General features: G+C 38.4%; 15 protein-coding genes and 1 pseudogene. 3 read left to right on the forward strand and 13 right to left on the reverse strand.

Annotation, left to right across the window (positions count from 1 at the left end):
- Positions 1–6: 6 nt before the first annotated feature.
- From CLNEO_RS06200 to CLNEO_RS06210, 3 genes are all read right to left on the reverse strand, one after another.
- A complete protein-coding gene (locus CLNEO_RS06200) occupies positions 7–1,164 on the reverse strand; it encodes a radical SAM protein (RefSeq protein ID WP_066086045.1) in 1,158 nt (385 codons plus the stop codon).
- 324 nt (positions 1,165–1,488) lie between these two features.
- Entirely contained in the window at positions 1,489–2,409 is a 921-nt protein-coding gene (locus tag CLNEO_RS06205) for a pseudouridine-5'-phosphate glycosidase (protein WP_066086047.1), read from the reverse strand.
- Positions 2,406–3,506: a PfkB family carbohydrate kinase gene (locus CLNEO_RS06210; RefSeq protein WP_066086050.1), complete on the reverse strand. Its 1,101-nt coding sequence runs from the start codon at positions 3,504–3,506 to the stop codon at positions 2,406–2,408. The genes CLNEO_RS06205 and CLNEO_RS06210 overlap by 4 nt, the downstream gene beginning before the upstream one ends.
- A gap of 136 nt (positions 3,507–3,642) precedes the next feature.
- On the opposite strand from CLNEO_RS06210, the gene CLNEO_RS06215 reads away from it, so the two are divergent.
- Positions 3,643–4,440 (forward strand): polysaccharide deacetylase family protein, encoded by a 798-nt coding sequence (locus CLNEO_RS06215; protein WP_083531881.1) that lies wholly within the window; start codon positions 3,643–3,645, stop codon positions 4,438–4,440.
- 111 nt (positions 4,441–4,551) lie between these two features.
- Here the strand turns inward: CLNEO_RS06215 and CLNEO_RS06220 are convergent, their stop codons facing one another.
- Complete coding sequence (locus CLNEO_RS06220) at positions 4,552–5,544, reverse strand: lipoate--protein ligase (protein WP_242864173.1); 993 nt, start codon at positions 5,542–5,544, stop codon at positions 4,552–4,554.
- A 149-nt stretch (positions 5,545–5,693) separates the two neighbouring features.
- The gene (locus tag CLNEO_RS06225) at positions 5,694–8,390 is read right to left on the reverse strand and encodes a transglycosylase domain-containing protein (RefSeq protein WP_157723495.1); all 2,697 of its coding nucleotides are present in this window, start codon (positions 8,388–8,390) and stop codon (positions 5,694–5,696) included.
- 177 nt (positions 8,391–8,567) lie between these two features.
- Between CLNEO_RS06225 and yunB the strand changes: the two genes are divergently transcribed.
- Positions 8,568–9,206, forward strand: a complete 639-nt coding sequence (yunB, locus tag CLNEO_RS06230) for a sporulation protein YunB (protein ID WP_066086055.1) — start codon at positions 8,568–8,570, stop codon at positions 9,204–9,206.
- Between the two features lie 79 nt (positions 9,207–9,285).
- A complete protein-coding gene (locus tag CLNEO_RS06235) occupies positions 9,286–9,861 on the forward strand; it encodes a hypothetical protein (protein WP_066086059.1) in 576 nt (191 codons plus the stop codon).
- Between the two features lie 570 nt (positions 9,862–10,431).
- On the opposite strand, the pseudogene CLNEO_RS06240 reads toward CLNEO_RS06235, so the two are convergent.
- From CLNEO_RS06240 to infC, 8 genes and pseudogenes are all read right to left on the reverse strand, one after another.
- Positions 10,432–11,540 (reverse strand): annotated as a pseudogene (locus CLNEO_RS06240) (IS256 family transposase).
- Between the two features lie 141 nt (positions 11,541–11,681).
- Positions 11,682–13,031 carry an aminotransferase class III-fold pyridoxal phosphate-dependent enzyme gene (locus CLNEO_RS06245; protein ID WP_066086062.1) on the reverse strand — a complete coding sequence of 450 codons (1,350 nt, stop codon included), beginning with the start codon at positions 13,029–13,031 and terminating at the stop codon, positions 11,682–11,684.
- Between the two features lie 38 nt (positions 13,032–13,069).
- Entirely contained in the window at positions 13,070–14,164 is a 1,095-nt protein-coding gene (locus CLNEO_RS06250; protein ID WP_066086065.1) for a YkvI family membrane protein, read from the reverse strand.
- Between the two features lie 353 nt (positions 14,165–14,517).
- Positions 14,518–15,075: an XRE family transcriptional regulator gene (locus CLNEO_RS06255; protein WP_066086067.1), complete on the reverse strand. Its 558-nt coding sequence runs from the start codon at positions 15,073–15,075 to the stop codon at positions 14,518–14,520.
- Positions 15,076–15,292: 217 nt separating this feature from the next.
- On the reverse strand, positions 15,293–16,210 hold the full coding sequence (locus CLNEO_RS06260) for an AEC family transporter (RefSeq protein ID WP_066086070.1): 918 nt from the start codon (positions 16,208–16,210) through the stop codon (positions 15,293–15,295).
- 111 nt (positions 16,211–16,321) lie between these two features.
- Positions 16,322–16,675: a 50S ribosomal protein L20 gene (rplT, locus tag CLNEO_RS06265; RefSeq protein WP_066086074.1), complete on the reverse strand. Its 354-nt coding sequence runs from the start codon at positions 16,673–16,675 to the stop codon at positions 16,322–16,324.
- 31 nt (positions 16,676–16,706) lie between these two features.
- Positions 16,707–16,907, reverse strand: a complete 201-nt coding sequence (rpmI, locus tag CLNEO_RS06270) for a 50S ribosomal protein L35 (protein WP_066049731.1) — start codon at positions 16,905–16,907, stop codon at positions 16,707–16,709.
- Positions 16,908–16,980: 73 nt separating this feature from the next.
- Positions 16,981–17,475, reverse strand: a complete 495-nt coding sequence (infC, locus tag CLNEO_RS06275; protein ID WP_066086076.1) for a translation initiation factor IF-3 — start codon at positions 17,473–17,475, stop codon at positions 16,981–16,983.
- Positions 17,476–17,817: the final 342 nt, after the last annotated feature.

Consider the following 17,817-nt stretch of genomic DNA (forward strand, 5'->3'; position numbering starts at 1 on the left):
ATCTCCTTAAATATAGCGGTCGGTAAAACGGTGGAGCAAGGCTTCCCATTCCTTTTCATCAACAATGTTTTTGGCCATTTCTTCAACGCGGGACTGGTCAGAGGGTTGCATACGGTACAGATATTTCCAATCCAAAGGGAATCCCATTCGCCTTGCCAATTGATATTTCTTTTGCTCCAGCTCCGGCAGTGCCAAAAAGGAATCAATATACTCTAGCATCCATGACAAATCTTTATCCATATAACCTGTTACCTCTTGTAACAGGTTGATGATGTGATCGCTGGTGATTTTGCCGTGGGCTTTTTTCGTGTCAATATGAGCAAGCATTTTCCGGATCTCCAAAAGCTTTTCCATATCTCGCAGCTCCCGATAAACCCCGGAAGCCTGAAGTTCCTCCATCAAAGAGCCTGTTCTTAAAACGAAGGTACGCAAACGCACAAAATCGGGATTTACTTCATTGATTACCTTCGCTGTTTCAATGGCATTTTCGTCAGACAAGGCTCTGCCTCCAACGCCCGGCATGAAATAAATGGAAAGCTCAATTCCTGCTTCTTTTACCTTTTTTCCTCCGATAATTTCATCCTCTTGGGTTGCGCCCTTTCCAATCATCTCCAAAACCTTGTCCGAACCCGATTCATACCCAGAATGAATACGATCCAAGCCGGCGGCTCGCAAGCGTTTGAAATCTTCCGCCGAAATGCGGGCCATTGTATTTGCTCTGCCATAAGATGTAATCCTTTGAATTTCAGGCAAGCGCTCTCTTACATAACATACAATTTCTATCAACCAATCAGGCCGTAAAACCATGGTGTTTGCATCCTGCAAAAAAATTGCCTGCTTGTTTCCCTCAGTCAGCCATGTAAAAACCATTTGATAGCAGATTTTGGCTTCATCGCTGGGCAAGGACAAGTAATCCTGCTGAATTGCCTCCATATTGTACTCACCACATTCTTCTATATGGGTAAGAATTCTATCCCGATATTCCGCCATCACATCAATATCTTTTTTTACTTCCGCCACCGGTCTGGTGTGAAAAGCGCTGTTTTTATATAGCATACAAAATTTACATTTATTCCAAGGACAGTTTTCCGTCACCCGAAGTAATAAACTGTTCGCCTCACTGGGCGGACGGATGGGCCCAATTTGAAATACGCCCTGTTCCATAAACTCACTCCCTTCAAAAAAAGCCATATGTCTTTCTTGCATTTTATATAATATACTGTGAAAATGCAAGCTGAAATTATAGGGACAAGCTGAAAACGATACTTTTCCATATTTTTGTGTTTGAATCACAGCATTTGCTGCAAACAAAAGCCCGTAAAACGAAGCAAATTATGCAATGTTTACGGGCTTTTCCTGCGTATTTATCATTTGGAAGGTGTGCTATTTCTCTTTGACATTCTTATAAACGAATCAACCTTAAAAATTGCATCTACAACTTTTAGGATTTTTTATGGTCACACGCCAAAAACAGAATTTTGTGTAAAATCAGCTTAATTTTGCATATTCTACTGCAATTTTGGAGGCAACTTTTGCATTATTATAAGCAAGTTGCAAATTGGATGCAAAAGAAACACCCTCCGTCATGTCTTTGATATGCTTCAATAGGAACGGTGTGGTTTCCTTTCCACGAATCCCCTGCTCTTTTGCCAATTCTAAGGCACGATTGATAACGCCTTCCATTTCATCAAAATCCAGCTCATATTCAGTAGGAATTGGGTTCGCAATCAATGCGCCACCTTCGATATCCAAATCCCACTTTGTTTTTAAAATCCTTGCTATCAGTTTTTCATCTTTTGCATTGAAATCCACTTTATATCCACTCTTTCTACAATAAAAAGCAGGGAAATCATCCGTATCTACCCCAATGACTGGTACGCCCATGGTTTCCAAGTATTCCAATGTAAGACCAATATCCAATAACGACTTTGCGCCGGCACCAACAACCGCTACGGGTGTATGAGCCAACTCCTGCAAATCCGCACTAATGTCCATTGTTTCTGCTGCTCCTCTATGCACGCCGCCAATACCGCCAGTGGCAAAAATCCGAATGCCCGCCATGGCGGCAATCATCATTGTAGTAGCAACAGTAGTGGCTCCTGCTTTTTCCGTTGCCAAATATACAGCAACATCGCGACGGCTTACCTTCCCTATGTTTTCGCCTTTGCACATAATCTCAAGCTCATCGGCAGTAAGGCCTACCTTAAGCTTTCCGCCAATGATCGCTGTGGTGGCAGGAATTGCACCTTCTTTGCGTACAATATCTTCAACCTTATGGGCAAAAACAACATTTTCCGGATAAGGCATACCATGACTTAAGATGGTACTTTCCAGCGCAACAATCGGTTTATTGCTCTTAATTGCTTCTTGAATTTCAGGGGTAATGGTTAAATATTTTTCTAGATTCATAGTCTTCTTTCCTCCAATATTTTTTCAATTAAATTCACACTCATATTTGGATTAATCGTGCTTTTATAGGAAACCGCCCCAACGCCTGCCGCCAAAGCAAAATCCAAAGTTTTGTTTATTTCAAAGTCTACCAGCCTGGAATACAGCACTGCCGCCATAAAAGCATCTCCGCCTCCGGTGGCGTTTTCCATTTGCTTCAAGGGCTTTAAGGCACGTTTTATTTTCATGCCATCACGGTTCATATAAAAACATCCCTCAGAACCAAGACTGATGTAAATATGTTTTAATCCTTTTTCCAAAAGAACATCTGCCGCACGCTCCAGATCAGTTTCACTATGAATTTCTACGCCGCTTATGACTTCCGTTTCCATTCGGTTGGGCTTTAGCGTATCCACCTTTCCTACGATTGGTTTTAATTTCTCTGCGTAGGTACAAGAAACCGGATCAATAAAAACAGGAGTTTGTGTGCCATACACATCAAGAATCCCTTCCAAAACCTCCTCTGGAAGGCCTGCGTCGCAGGTAATATATTTTGCTCCGCTAATAATTCCTGATTTTGTTTTTAAGAAATCCATATTCATCTGTTGCAGCACTGTCATGTCAGACATTGCAACAAACATATCTCCATTTTCATCCAAAATAGAAATATATGTGGAGGAAGGATGCTTCTCTACCACCATGCTGTGGGAAAAATCAATGCCTGCGGCCGTGCATTCGCTGCGAATTTGCTCCGCATAAATATCATCACCTAGGGCTGTAATCAATTTAACCGGAGCACCAAGCCTCGCCAGGTTTTCAGAAACATTTCTTGTAACCCCTCCAGCGGAGGAATTCATATTGCCAGGATTGCTATCTCTCAAATTAATGTTTTTTTTGCTTTTTCCATGAATATCTACATTTGCTGCACCAATTCCAACGATATAATCCTGCTCCTTGAGCAAATATCCACGCCCCAAAATATAACCCTTTTTCTGTAAATTTGCAATGTGCACAGCCACAGAGCTACGAGTTATCGTTAGCTTTTGTGCAATGTCGCTTTGTTCTATCATTGGCATTGCACGGATAATTTCGAATATTTCACGTTCTCTTTGTGTCAAGCCATCACCTTCTTAACAATTGCTTATTTAGTAAACATATATTTATATTAATTTTCTTTTTTACTATTGTCAAGTGGTTTTCTTCATATTTTTATTTATTCAACGATATATTGGTAAAAAAGCCCGGAGGTTTACGATGAACTTATTTAAAGCAGTACATATCAGGAAAAAACATATTTTGATTGCCTTCGCAGCAGTCGCTTGCATTGGTGTTTGCACCTGTTTAATTCCCCCGACAGCAGCAAGAGTATCCGCCCTTGTTTCTGCAAAAACCGAAAGAAAACTCCCAATTTACTGTGTAGAAACGGATAAACCCCAGGTTTCCATTAGTTTCGATGCAGCTTGGGGGGCTGACGACACAGACGAATTGTTGCGGATTCTTGCCGACAATAACGTAAAGGCTACGTTTTTCCTTTGCGGCTATTGGGTGGAGGATTATCCCGATGAGGTAAAAAAAATTGCTGAAGCCGGCCACGATTTGGGGAATCATTCTTCCACTCACCCTCATATGAATCAATTGAATTCTGAGCAAATTTCAAAAGAATTGGCAGACTGCCATAAGACCGTAAAAGATTTAACAGGAATGGAAATGGATCTGTTCCGGCCGCCCTTTGGGGAGTATAATAATACGGTTATCGAAACAGCCTTTGCAAATTCTTATTATCCAATTCAATGGAATGTTGACAGCTTGGACTGGAAAGAATTGGGAGCCGATCACGAATTAAACCAAGTGTTAAATCATAAACATCTTAGCAACGGCTCCATCATTCTTTTCCACAACGATGCCAAATATACCCCCGAGGTCTTGGATGCAATCATAAAGGGCCTAAAAGAAAAAGGCTACGAACTTGTACCCATATCTCAACTAATTTACAGGGATAATTTTGAATTGGATCACGAAGGACGGCAAAAAAAATCTACATCTGCAACGTAATTGGTTTTTCACCAGAAAAAATTTACTCTTACAAATACGAATTATAAATAAAAAAGAGGATGCCCTTCCAAAATGACACAAACCATTGTCCTTTGGGCACCCTCTTGTTTTTTATATTAAAATTTCAATAAACTGTTCCATAGAAATCCCATGGAAATATTTCTCTATTTCTGTATTTTCTAAAGCTTTTTTTAATGCCTCTCTCTTTATTTCACAACCTTCTAAAACTTTTGACAGCTCTTCATGATCACTCACGCCAAAGAAATCTCCAAAAAATTTCACTTCTACAATTTTCCCGTCCTTTGTATTCATATGTGCTTCGATTTTTCCGCAACCATCAATGCGACGTTCCTTTTGCACTGTATATTCGGGGGATCTGCCATAGTTCCAATCCCACAAGGCATAGCGCTCTGCTTTTATTTTTTCAATTTCCTCTATATCTTTTGGGGTCAATTCATAGGTTTCAATGGGCATTTCCCCAAACACATATTGAACCAGTTGCTTTTGAAATTCCTCCATTGTTAAATCCTCTTTAAGATAGGGCTTAACATTTGTTACTCGGCTTTTTACGGATTTTGCAGCCTTTGACTGAAATTTGTCCCCTGCTACATTTAACACGGCGGCAACCACATCCAAATCCGAGTTGAACATAAGCGTTCCGTGATGCATAATGCGGCCTTCTTTTAAATATTGAGAATTGCCGGAAAATTTCTTCCCATCAATCGTAATATCATTTCTGCCGTTTACCTGCGCATCTGCGCCCAATTTTTGCAACAAGGACGCAACCGGTTGGCAAAACAGCTTAATATCTAAATCGCTTGCATCTTTTGCATCCATAATAAAAGTAAAGTTCAAATTCCCTAAATCATGGTAAACTGCTCCGCCGCCAGAAAGACGACGAATTACTTCTATACCTTTTTCATCAACCACCTTAGGATTTACTTCGCCGAAAGTATTTTGATTCTTACCAACAATGACTGCGTTATTGTTTTGCCACAGCATAAAATACTCCTTACTGCGGTCCATTTTATCAAACACAAATTGTTCTAAAGCTAAGTTAAACGCAGGGTCTGTGCTGGGTGATTTTAAATAAACCATTGACATATTCCTTCCTCCTCTGGCAAAAGCCAATTCTTTTGTATTCATAGCCTTTCTATTTTACCACCTATTCTTTCGAAAATCCATTCTTTTTCTGCCTTAAAAAAACTCCCCCAAACCCATTTGAACGGGATTAAGGAAGTTTTTTGTTTCAATCAATTTATACCAAAGTTATCATCTTGCCATACATCCTCACCCGGGATTGTATCATTATAACCCGTATCTCCGGGCGAATTCGTGCCTGTACCATTGTTGTTGCCTTCATTATTCCCGTTGCCAAAAGGAAAAGTATCATCATAAGGAGGGATAATAGGGCTCACTGAATGATTGTAATCACAGGTCTCATTGATATTAATATCCATTTTCCCATCCGGTATTGTGGAAGGCTTTCCAAGGATATTTCCCTCATCATCCACGGCTAACACAACATCCATTCGACTGGAAGCAGAGCAATTTTCTGTAGCAAGCTTACCCGATTCTCTGCATATGGTAAATACCTTATGCGCTGTGCAAACTTCAGCAGACCCTTTAAAATCTGCCGCAGCAATATCCGTATGGGTTGTAAGTCCATAATAGTCCTGACTACATAACTCAGAAGGAATGCCACCACAAGCGGAACAATATGTCTGGGTAACAATTCCACTGGGTTTTTGAAAATCCTTGTTTGTAAGGCCTTGATGCACCTGGCTCATAACTGTACGCCAAATATTCAAGTGGGCATTTCCTGCATTAGCAATTAACTTTGCAGTATCATACCCCATCCAAATTCCCGCTGTATAATAAGGCGTGTATCCATAGAAGGTTAAATCCTTCGTATCGTTGGTTGTACCAGTTTTTCCCGCTACCGTCATACCGCTGATTGCTGCCTTATGCCCGGTGGCACTACCACCGCCGGTAATTACATCCTTCATCATATCTGTCAGCATATACGCTGTAGTTTCTTTAATTACTCTATGCGTGTCAATATTTCCATTATCCAGCAATACATTACCATCGTGATCGTACACAACGGTATAATAGTGCGGTTCGTTATAAACACCGCCATTTGCTATAGCAGCATAGGCAGCCGTGCCTTCCAAAACAGAAATCCCCTTCGTCAAACCCCCCAGAGCTGTTGTTCCCGCCTTATCCTCTTCCACTAAGGTTGATAACCCGAAGTTTTCCATATATTTGTAAGACGACTCTGCCCCTACCATCATAAAGGTTTTTATTGCTAAAATATTCATGGAATCACGAATACCCTGTCTTACAGTACAAGGCCCAAGAAATTTACCATTCCAGTTTCTGGGCGACCAACTGCCATAGGTTATGGGTTCATCAATAATTACCGAACCCGGCATCAAAAGCCCCATATCAACGGCTGGTGCATAGGAAGCCAACGGTTTCATCGCCGAGCCCTGCTGGCGCAAAGCTTGCGTAGCGCGGTTAAATACTGAATCTCCGGGCTTTTGTCCCCTACCGCCTACCAGTGCCTTGATTTCACCGGTATGTTGATCCATAATAACCATGGCTGCCTGTAAGGACTTGGAAACAGTAACCTTATCCAGCACCAAAACATGGGTTTCATCCAATAATTCTTCTTGAACAGAGGCAACGAATGCATCCACCTCATCCTGTGTTTTTGCTGTAGTTTTTTTCTCATAATGGGTTTGATTGCTATTTGCATCTGCGTTTGTTGTATCCATAACAGAAATCAAATAGGTTACATCAAGGGTGCCATCGGAGGCAGGAAAAAGGCTGTCATCCAAAAATGCACTTTCCATAGCGCTCTGCATGGTTGTATCCATGGTTGAGTAAATCTGCAAACCACCACTGTAAATCAAATCATATGCCTGCTTTCTGTTATAGCCTTTCTTTTCAACCAAATCCGCTGCAATCTGGTTAATCATTGCTTCCACAAAATAATTATGATTTGCTGTTGCAGTTTCATCATCCACATCACTGCAAACCAGGTTGGCATAAATATCCTCCGCCGCCGCCTGATCATATTCACTTTGGGTAATTTTGCCCAAATCAAGCATTTTCTTTAATATAGTCATTTGACGCTCTTTATTGTCCTCTGGTTTTGTATCTGGTGCATATTGGCTTGGATTTTTCGTAATCCCCGCAATGGATGCACTTTCCGCCAGAGTAAGCTCGTTGGCATTCTTGCCAAAATAATATTGCGCCGCCGCCTCAACGCCATTTAACCCATGACTTAACCCTATTGTATTTAGGTACAATTCTAAAATATAGTCCTTCGCTCCTTTTTTTGTTCCAAGCTGCTTTTCCAAGGATTTTTCCAAGGAAATGGCTAAGTATTGCTCTTTTACTTTTCTTACTATGGTTTTTTCTTTTGACAATACCTCGTTTTTAATTAGCTGCTGCGTAATTGTGCTAGCACCCTGAGAGAAACTCATTTGCATCACATTTTGCACCGTTGCTCTCATAATACCACGCAAGTCAATTCCATTATGCTCATAAAAACGTTCATCCTCAATGGCAATCACTGCCTCCCGCATATATTCGGAGATTTGGCTTAGCTTAACATACTCTCTGTTTTCATCCCCATGAAGCTTATCAAACTCTGCCCCACTGGCATCATATATAAGCGAAGTATACGATTCCGGTGTAACATCGGAAGTGTTCAACATATCCGTACCCTTTAGAATTCCAAACACTGTTCCTAAACCAGCGCCCACAACTGCAAAACCAACAATCACGACAATCGCCACAAGGATCTTAAAAAATTTCCCCACGCCTTTGCGCCTGCGTCGTTTTTTCTTTTTTGGATTTGAACGAGTTGGGCGAGATGACGAACTGCTCCTTGGAGTACCCTCAGGCGGGCGTCTCCTCTGATGCGTTTCACTCATATACATAAACCCCCTTTAATTCAATATAATTATAGCAGAAATCACTAAATAGGAAAAGAAAAATTTATTTAAAACAATCTTAAGCATTTTTGAATGGGTAACTATGTAGTTTCTGTTCCTATTTCTTTTTGATAATCTTTAGCTTTGATTCATATCTTGTTTAAAGAGGTGAAAAAAATGAGGACTAGGAGACGCAAAAAAATTAACGGAATACTATCTCTTTTTATTTTTTTTATTTGTGCGTTCCTTCTGACTATTTTCGTTATGTACAAAATAGAAATGAAAGTTGTGCCTTCCCTGCAAGAAATTTCCCATAATCGTTCTATGGCTATGGCGAATGAAATTATAAATGATTCTATTCAAAAAGTTATGGCGGAACAAATGCCATCCTCGGATACCTTTTTAATTATGAACGACAAAGAGAACGCTACATACAGTGTGAATACCCAGCAAATTAATCTTTTTTGCACAAATTTAAATAAAAAAATTAATACCGCCATGCAAGCCTTGCCAAATGAACGGATTTTAATACCTTTAGGGGCTGCATCAAAAACGAATTTCTTTGCAAATTGGGGGCCACTGATTCCTTTTACCTTAATGCCCAGTGGGGAAATCACTTCGGATTACGAAACCTCTTTTGTAACCGCAGGAATTAATCAAATTAATTATAAGATATGGATAAATGTGACTCTCGAAATTCAAATTGTAAACCCTCTTTATTCTGAGAAGATTTCTTTGACAAAAAAAATTATGCTGGTAGATACAATTATTGGCGGAAAAGTACCCGGACTTTATTTCAGCGCAGGCCAAAACTAGAATATCTATTGACAGATTGGTTAAAATATTATTAAATGGTAAGTGGAATTTGATTTTCTATTTTTTGGAGGTACTGGAAATGATTAAAACATTAAAAGAATTTCTAAACGAGGTTGGTGGCCTTTCTTATGATAATGGCGACTATATGATAATTAAAGATAAGCACAAAGAAAATGAGGTAAAGGGTTTTGTTGATTGTTTCCTTGCGGGAACGGAAATTTTAAGCAATGGAAAAAATGGAAAACCATTAACTTTAAAAGGCGCAGCAAACACTGATAAGGGAGCAACGGGCGAAGAGGAACTGGAATTTACGGGATATCAGCTGTATGACTACTCTGATTCCGATGGAAATTGGTATCTGGTCACGATTCCTTCCTTGGAAAAATTGGAGGAATATCTTTTAAGTGAAGCCGGTTTTTTAAATTTTTACAGCACACAGATGTTTGTTTTTGAAAACGGTGAGCTTAAGCCCTTTGAAATTATGTTTAATGGGGATAATGATACTGTGGTTGCCATTGATAAAGATTCTCTGGATGCTCCGTTGGATATTCCTGGGTTACAAGGTAGAATATGGGTTAGATGGAGAGCACCCGAAGAATTAAAACCTCTGTCAGATGCTGATATTGCAGCCTACAAAAAATCCATTGGAAAATAATCACTGCGTTTGATACACCTCAATATGAATAATAATAGCAGTGCTGGCGGCAACCTCTGTTTCTGGCACTGTTATTTTCTTGGAGTTTCCCTTTCCTTTCGATTGAGCATTATTAGAATAACCATAAAAAGAATCACACAATATGTCTCTCGTATAAAATATAGTATGAGCCGTTGTCTTATTTCATTTTACTCTATTTCTATATATTATTTGGGGAGATGATTCTATGGGAATGCCCCAAATAATTGTAAATAATATCCCTCATTCACAGGCAATTATAGATATTTTAAAAAATACATATATTTAATTTATCCTAAGATTACAGAGATTTAGATATACAACAAATCAAGTGGCTTTGAGTTTATAAAGAAAAGTCTGTAAATACGAATCTTCTATGATAAGAACTGGTCTGAGGGCTTTGGAATCAGCCTTTAAACCTTGTTTTATATAATAACAAATATTAATGTATGTCAATAGCAGGCGAAAATGCCGCCTGCTAAAAAGTCAGCATAAATGAGTGACTTATTGAGGTAGCCTCCCTTCATACATGATACTGAGTTCACCGTAGACCTATCCCCAGTTTCCAAGGAGCAGATTCCATTCCTTTGTTCCCTCAAATGTTGATAAGTACTGAGCTTTTAGAAATGCTGTATTCCTAGGGAATAAGCTCCTTTGATGGTTCAGCGTATGGTATGGTGCATTCCGGCTTTCAATAGCATTTGAGGTATAAATTACTTTATGCACTTCTGTTGAAAATTTAAAAACTGGACAAATGGCCTCTCAGTTCTGCTTCCAGCTTTTCATGGAGTTCGGATATTTTGCATCCCCTTTTTCGGTGACACTTTCTAGGGCATCAAGAGCTTTTTCCTCATTGGGCGCTTGATAAATGTACTTTAAATCTGCGCGAAACGATTTCCTATCCTTGTCAGCCACATATTTCATTGTATTGCGTACCTGATGAACGATACAGCGTTGTTACTCTGTTTTTGGAAATGCTGTAGATATAGCTTCCTTGATTCCAGTCAAACCATCTCATAGATAATTATTAAGAACAGAAAGCCAGTACTTACAACTTTCATTTTCTCCTTCTAATGGTCAATACTTCCTTGTACCCGTCATTGTCAATACCAAGAATGACATATGTCGCAAGTTTTCGGATAATCCCGTTATCCCCAGCAGAATAGTGGATGACATCAATGTACAATACTGGATATATCTCTGAAAGAGGGCGATTCTGCCAGTCCTCGATCTGGGCATGATTTTGTCCGTAACATCAGAAATAAAGCCCTCGGAGTCTTAACCCCATAAATTTCCTTGAGGGCATCTGAAATCTGTTTGGTGCTCATACCTTTGGCATATTTCTGGCATTTTTTGGCCACCTGTGGTTTCAAGATCGACTTACCATCCTGCGGAACGGGTTATCCATGCTTCCATAACTACTGCTGATACACTTTGACTTGTAAACATTGCGATAATCATCGCTGTCAGAGCGTTCTGACTTTTCATAGCCAAGATGGTCATCCATATCAGCTTCCATCATTTCTTTGATGGTGCCGACAAGCAGATCCTTAAGTGCATCTTGGATGTCTTAATGTCATGCTCCTGCAGGAGCTGTTGAATGATGTTGCGTTTTTCGTCTGTCATTTGTATTTTTGTACTGGTTTCTTTTCTCTTGCCATAATAAAAGGCCTCCTATGATTTAATATTGTTTCATAGAAGACCTTATAAAACCTTATTTGCAAAAAACTTTCACAGACTCCCATTTATTGCGGGGCATGCTTTCAATTATCTTGATTATTTTAACGATTTCAATCAGTAATTTACCAGCCTTCTCTATATTTTAAGACTTCATCGGAAATTTTTTCGTCCAAATATTCTTCGATGGCTTCATCAATAATTTCAAAGCCACGTTTCAAATTTTCAGGCTTGATGTTCAATGGCGGTTGTATACGCAAAACGTTTTTGCCAAGGGAAATCATTACCAAACCCTTTTCGTATGCACGATATAAAACCTTATAAGTACCTATTTCATCAGGAACGATCTCACCTGTTCTTTGGTCTTGTTTTGTCAAAACCAATCCTCTTGACATTCCCTTTCCCCTTTTTTGTGTAACAAATTCCGGAAATTTTTTCATAATTTCATTTAAATAATCTTCCATTGCATTCTCATTTTTTGCTAAAATATCCTGAAAATCTGCCCCTTGCATATAATCAAAAGCAGCGCATCCTGTTGCGCAAGCCAACGCATGACCACCTAATGTAAACAAATGCGCCGGGGCCGGCAAGGAATCCATAATTTCACCTCTTGCCATAAAAGCCCCCAACGGCAAGCTTCCTCCAACGGATTTTCCCAATATAATTCCATCTGGAACAATATCATAGTGTTCAATTGCAAACCACTTGCCGGTTCTGAAAAATGCTTGCTGTACCTCCTCTGATATAAAAAGAATTCCATTTTTTTTACAAAGAGCATGGAGTTTATTCATAAATATCCCATGAGCTGGGATCAAACCGGCATCCCCTTGCACTGGCTCAATAATGACTGCCGCCACTTCTTCTGCCGGCAAATAGGTTTCAAACGCCCTCTCAATTTCTCTGGTACATTCTCCTTGGCAAACTTCATTGTCCAAATCATCACCATAAAAAGGAAAGGAGAAAATATCGGGAAGAAAAGGGCCCATTTTTGAACGCATCCTTGTTGTAACAGCACTTAATGACATAGACCCATAAGTGTTCCCATGGTATCCGTTAATAAACGTTATAATTTTACTTCTCCCTGTAAATGCCCTAGCAAACTTAATTGCCGCATCATTGGCATCCGAGCCGCAATTTCCGAAGCATACCTTTGCTTGAATGCCTCCGGGATAAACGGATGTTAGCCGTTCAGCATAGGCGATATTCGGGGTATTATAAATATAAGCAGGGGTATACTGTACATACAGTTTCATTTGATTTATCAATGCTTCGGTGATCATCGGAAAACCACTTCCTAAATTTAAGGAAGACGCACTGCTTAGAAAGTCTATAAACCGATTATTATCCTGATCATAAATAATTTCTCCCTCAACTTTTTGAACTGTTAATGGATAGTAAGATAAATGTTGACAGGGTGCAATCACTTTTTTATCTCGGTTGATCCAAGCTTCACTTTTTGTCGTTGTTAAACTCATAACCTTCATCTCCTTGAAATTACCCATTCCAACCCTTATCAAGCTTTTTTCAGAAGCTTATATACCCCCAGCGTCATAATTGGTATTACATATACAAAAAAGAATACCCACGCCAATGTTCCGTATCCCTTTGCAATCAAATTAATCAAGCCATAGGAAGAAATAAATGTTGTTATTACTAAAAGAAGCACTGCTATTATAGGTGTAGTCCATTTTGGCGCTTCTTTGCCCTTACTTTTGTAGCCCTCAGCAATACGGTCTGTAATGGAATAGATCAGACCTGAACCTGTTTCAATCAACGTACCAAATAAAATAATTTGGAAAATATAACGCAGCCAAGGCATATTCATTTGAATCAAAATATAGTCTATAGGGAGTTCCTGATCCTTAATTACAGGATAAAACCCTGCCATTGCCACAAATAAAATGATTCCAGGTAAAATACCAATTACACCGGCGATTAGTCCTGAAGAAAAGGCTTCCTTTTCATTCTCGCAATGCCTAATGGTATAAAGGACAGCAATAATAATTGCTAAATTATAGAATGCATATTGAAAGCCTCCCAAAGCCCAATTGCCTGTTACCGGTACCGTTGCAAAACTCTGTCCAATGGCCGAATTGTATTTGGAAATTACTAAAACTAAAAAAAGAAAATATACCCCATATAATACAAAGGACCACAAAGATAATACTTTTTCAATCATTTCCGAACCGTTCATAACCAATAGAAAAACAGCAACAGACATACCAATAATTCCAACCCACTTATTAAAACCAAAAAGTTCATGAAGTATTGAGCCTGCTGAAGCGGAAACAACAGCTAAAACAATTAAAATAAAAATTATGTAAGCAATTTCAAAAACGATCCATCCGGGTCCCATAAGTTTTTTCATAAAGTTCTTATAATCGTATTTTCTAAATTTGCGGGCAAATGCAAAAGAAACACCACAAACAATGGACCAGGTTAACAGAGAAACGATGCACATTCCTAGCACACCCCCCATTGGCCCATATCCCATAAAATACTCTACAAGCTCTCGCCCAGTTCCATAGCCCCCGGCGATTACACAGGATTGAAAAACGATGCCGGGAACAAAATACTTTTGAAATTTTTTTGACGTTATAATACTCATATGATTCCTCCTTTTGCTAATATTTTTCCTCTCATCTCACGTTAATCATACTAAATTTAATTTAGTCTGATTATATATTTAGTATTTGTAAATGTCAATGAGTAATTAAATAAAATTTAGTATTTTTAAATTTTTTTGCTTTTGTGTTGTAGATAATAATATTTAGCCTAAATTTCGTGTTTTATTTTTAAACAAAAAAAGAACTTGTCTTTAATATAAAGTTATAACTAAAGATAAGTTCATTTCCTTTGTTTATTCATTTTTATGAATTTGTAATCAAAATTTTAATTACTAACATTCTTTTTTGAAAATCTCCTCATGTCTTAAGCCCTTATTCCTGTTGGTATAATAATTTAATACAAAGCGGGGGAAATGACAGCAACAGCCTCAACATCCTCATCGCCGGGGTTATACAACTGGTGGTATGTTTGTTGAGGCACATAAATACTATCTCCTTCATTTAGGGTATACACATTATCCCCAATATGATATTCTAAGATCCCCTTCAAAACCAAAGTACATTCCGCTGCTTCTTCATGATATTGAATCATGGTGCTCCCCCAGCTTTTAGGCCCCAGCTTAAAGCATAGCATCTCCATTTTTGTACAAGAATTTTTACTTCTGCTATATGGTGTTACAAATTGATATTCCATATTAATATCCGCGAACTGAATTTTGGTTCGATTATCTCTAGTAATAACAGTAACCTGCTCCTGTTCCTCTTGGGAAAAAAGAGAAACCAACGGAATATCAATTGCTTCGGCAATTCGCATTAATACTGACAAAGACGGACTAATTAAATTATGCTCAATTTGCGAAATATAACCTGGGGTTACCTCTGCTTTTTCAGCTAAATCCTTTGCAGTGACACCTTTTTCTATTCTTGCGGATTTAATTTTTTCTCCTATCATAAAAATTCCCCCAGTGTTTTCATACTTCAGTAATTGGCATAAATGACACATTCTATATTTTTTTATTATATTTAAATTATATCATAATATTTGCACAAATTCAAAGAAAAGAAGCAGAATAAAATATAGCGATTAGCACTAATTTTTATCAGCTCTTTTATCATTTATTCACAAATATTTTTTATTGGCATTATATAATTCATTTGCAAAGCAATTTCTAGTACAATTTTAACACAATTAGTAAAATTGTCATCAAAATTAAGCTTATGGGCAGCATCAAAGAATTTAAAACAGCTGCCGCCGAGCGATCATAGCCACATCGCTCTGTATAAATAGGCGCAATACTTAAGATTGGCGAAAAAACTACAATGGATAAGATTTGTCTATGTAACATTGGGCCGGGTAAGTAGTGATAAATAATATAGGAAAACACACAAGCAATTACAATTCTAAATACAAAAACATTGCCCATATCCTTTAATACGCTCTTTTTCATCCGGGGCTCAAACATAATACCAATTAATATCATTGCCAAAAAAGTATTTGCCTGACCAATCATTCCCGCAAAATCGAACACAATATTAGGTAAATGAATTCCTAATATACATAAAGAAATCATTACCAGATAAGCAACAAACGGCATAGAGGAAAATAAAGTTTTTGCAATTTCTTTTCCGCTCACATTGCCTTTTCCTTTGGCAATCAACATTGCAACGGTAAAAGTAACCCCAAAAACCATAATTGCATTGCCTACGTCAAACATACAGACAATCGCCACAGATTCAGCCTCAAAAAAGCTTTGCATAAACGGCAAAGTACACAGTCCTATGTTGTAGCCAGTCCCATTGATAATAAAAAATGCCCGCTCAGCCGGCTGTTTTTTTCTGGTAAGAAACAACACCAATCCAATTGTAACAAAGTTTACAAAAAAACCCAATCCAATATCCATTAAAAATGAAATATTTAAGTCTAAGGTTCTAAAATTACTTATAATTACCATTGGTAATGTAATTTTCATAACCAGTCTTGTCAAAAGATCAGTATCTTTTTGGGAAAATAACCCTCCACGCTTTAGCCCAAAGCCCATTGCAATCATAAATAAAAACCCAAAGGCTTTTGTTAAAACAACTTCCATCTAGGCGCCTCCTATGAGTTTGTCTTTTGCAATCACCAAACTCTATTCCCTTCATATATAAATGAAAAAAGACCTTTTGCAAAAACAAAAGGTCACATTTTCAAATATAAATTACAGTTTTGCTTTTGCTGTACTCACCAAAGTTGTGAAAGCACCAGGATCAGAAACAGCCAAGTCAGCCAACATCTTTCTGTTGATGTTTACCTCAGCCATTTTCAAACCGTGGATCAGCTTGCTGTAAGAAATATTATTCAATCTTGCAGCTGCATTGATTCTTGTGATCCAAAGGCTTCTATACTCTCTCTTTGTTTGTTTTCTGCCGGCAAATGCAAATGCCATAGCTTTCATTACAGACTGTTTTGCAACTCTGTACTGTTTGCTTCTAGCACCACGGTAACCTCTAGCCAGTTTTAATACTTTTTTATGTCTTTTTCTCGCGTTTAGCGCGCCTTTCACTCTTGCCATGGTAAAGTCCTCCTAAAAAATATACTCGAAATTATGCGTATGGTAACAGTCTCTTTTTAATGCTGTTCAATACAGTTTTGTCAACAGTCGTAGCGTGTCTCAAGTTTCTTTTTCTTTTTCTGGACTTCTTGCCAAGAATATGCTGTGTATTGGACTTTTGTCTTTTTAGCTGGCCTGTGCCAGTAATTCTAAATCTTTTAGCTGCTGCTTTTTTTGTTTTTAACTTAGGCATATTGTTAATCCTCCTAAAATAATCATAGCAGTTAAACCTGCTTGTGTCTTGTTGCTTTCTTCCTTCCTGCGGATTAGTTCTTTGGTGCAAGGAACATAACTAAGCTCCTGCCTTCCATCTTGGGTTCTTTTTCAATCACACCAAACTCTGCTGTTTCATTGGCAAAGTTCTCCAGAATGACCATACCCGCTTTGGAATGACCAATTTCACGTCCTCTAAAACGAATGCTAACCTTTACCTTATCTCCATCCTTCAGGAACTCATTTGCTTTTTTCACTTTCACCTGAACGTCATGGGTGTCGATACCGGGAGACAAACGAAGTTCTTTCACATCTACGGTCTTTTGCTTCTTTCTGGCTTCTTTTTCTTTCTTAGCCTGATCGAATTTATATTTTCCATAGTCCATGATACGACAAACCGGAGGCGTCGCAGTAGGTGAAATCTTAACCAGATCCAGCTTTTTTTCATCTGCCAGTTTCTGGGCGTCTCTAGAGGAAACGATTCCCAACTGTTCTCCATTATCATCAATCAATCTAATTTCCTTGTCTCTGATTTGCTCGTTGATCATTAATTCTGTAATAGCAAAGCACCTCCCAAATTATTGTACTATTATTCCGCAAGGGCGCAAAAAAAATGCACCGGAAGAAATCCGCCGCACAAAGAAAGACAGAGTAAATGCCCTGCTTTACAAATCGTGTATTAACCTTAATCAGCCCATGCCATAAGGTGAGAAGCGGAACTTCTTCTTTGTTACTAAAAAACTATATCACTAAATATTTACATTGTCAACACTTTTTTGAATTAAACTTGTAAATGTGTGCAGATAAATTTTATCTGCACACATAAAGCTTAATGAAACGCTGATTTATTCCTATTAACCTATTTAAAACAACTTTTGAATTATACTTTC

It is taken from the genome of Anaerotignum neopropionicum (assembly GCF_001571775.1).
Taxonomy (GTDB): Bacteria; Bacillota; Clostridia; order Lachnospirales; family Anaerotignaceae; genus Chakrabartyella; species Chakrabartyella neopropionicum.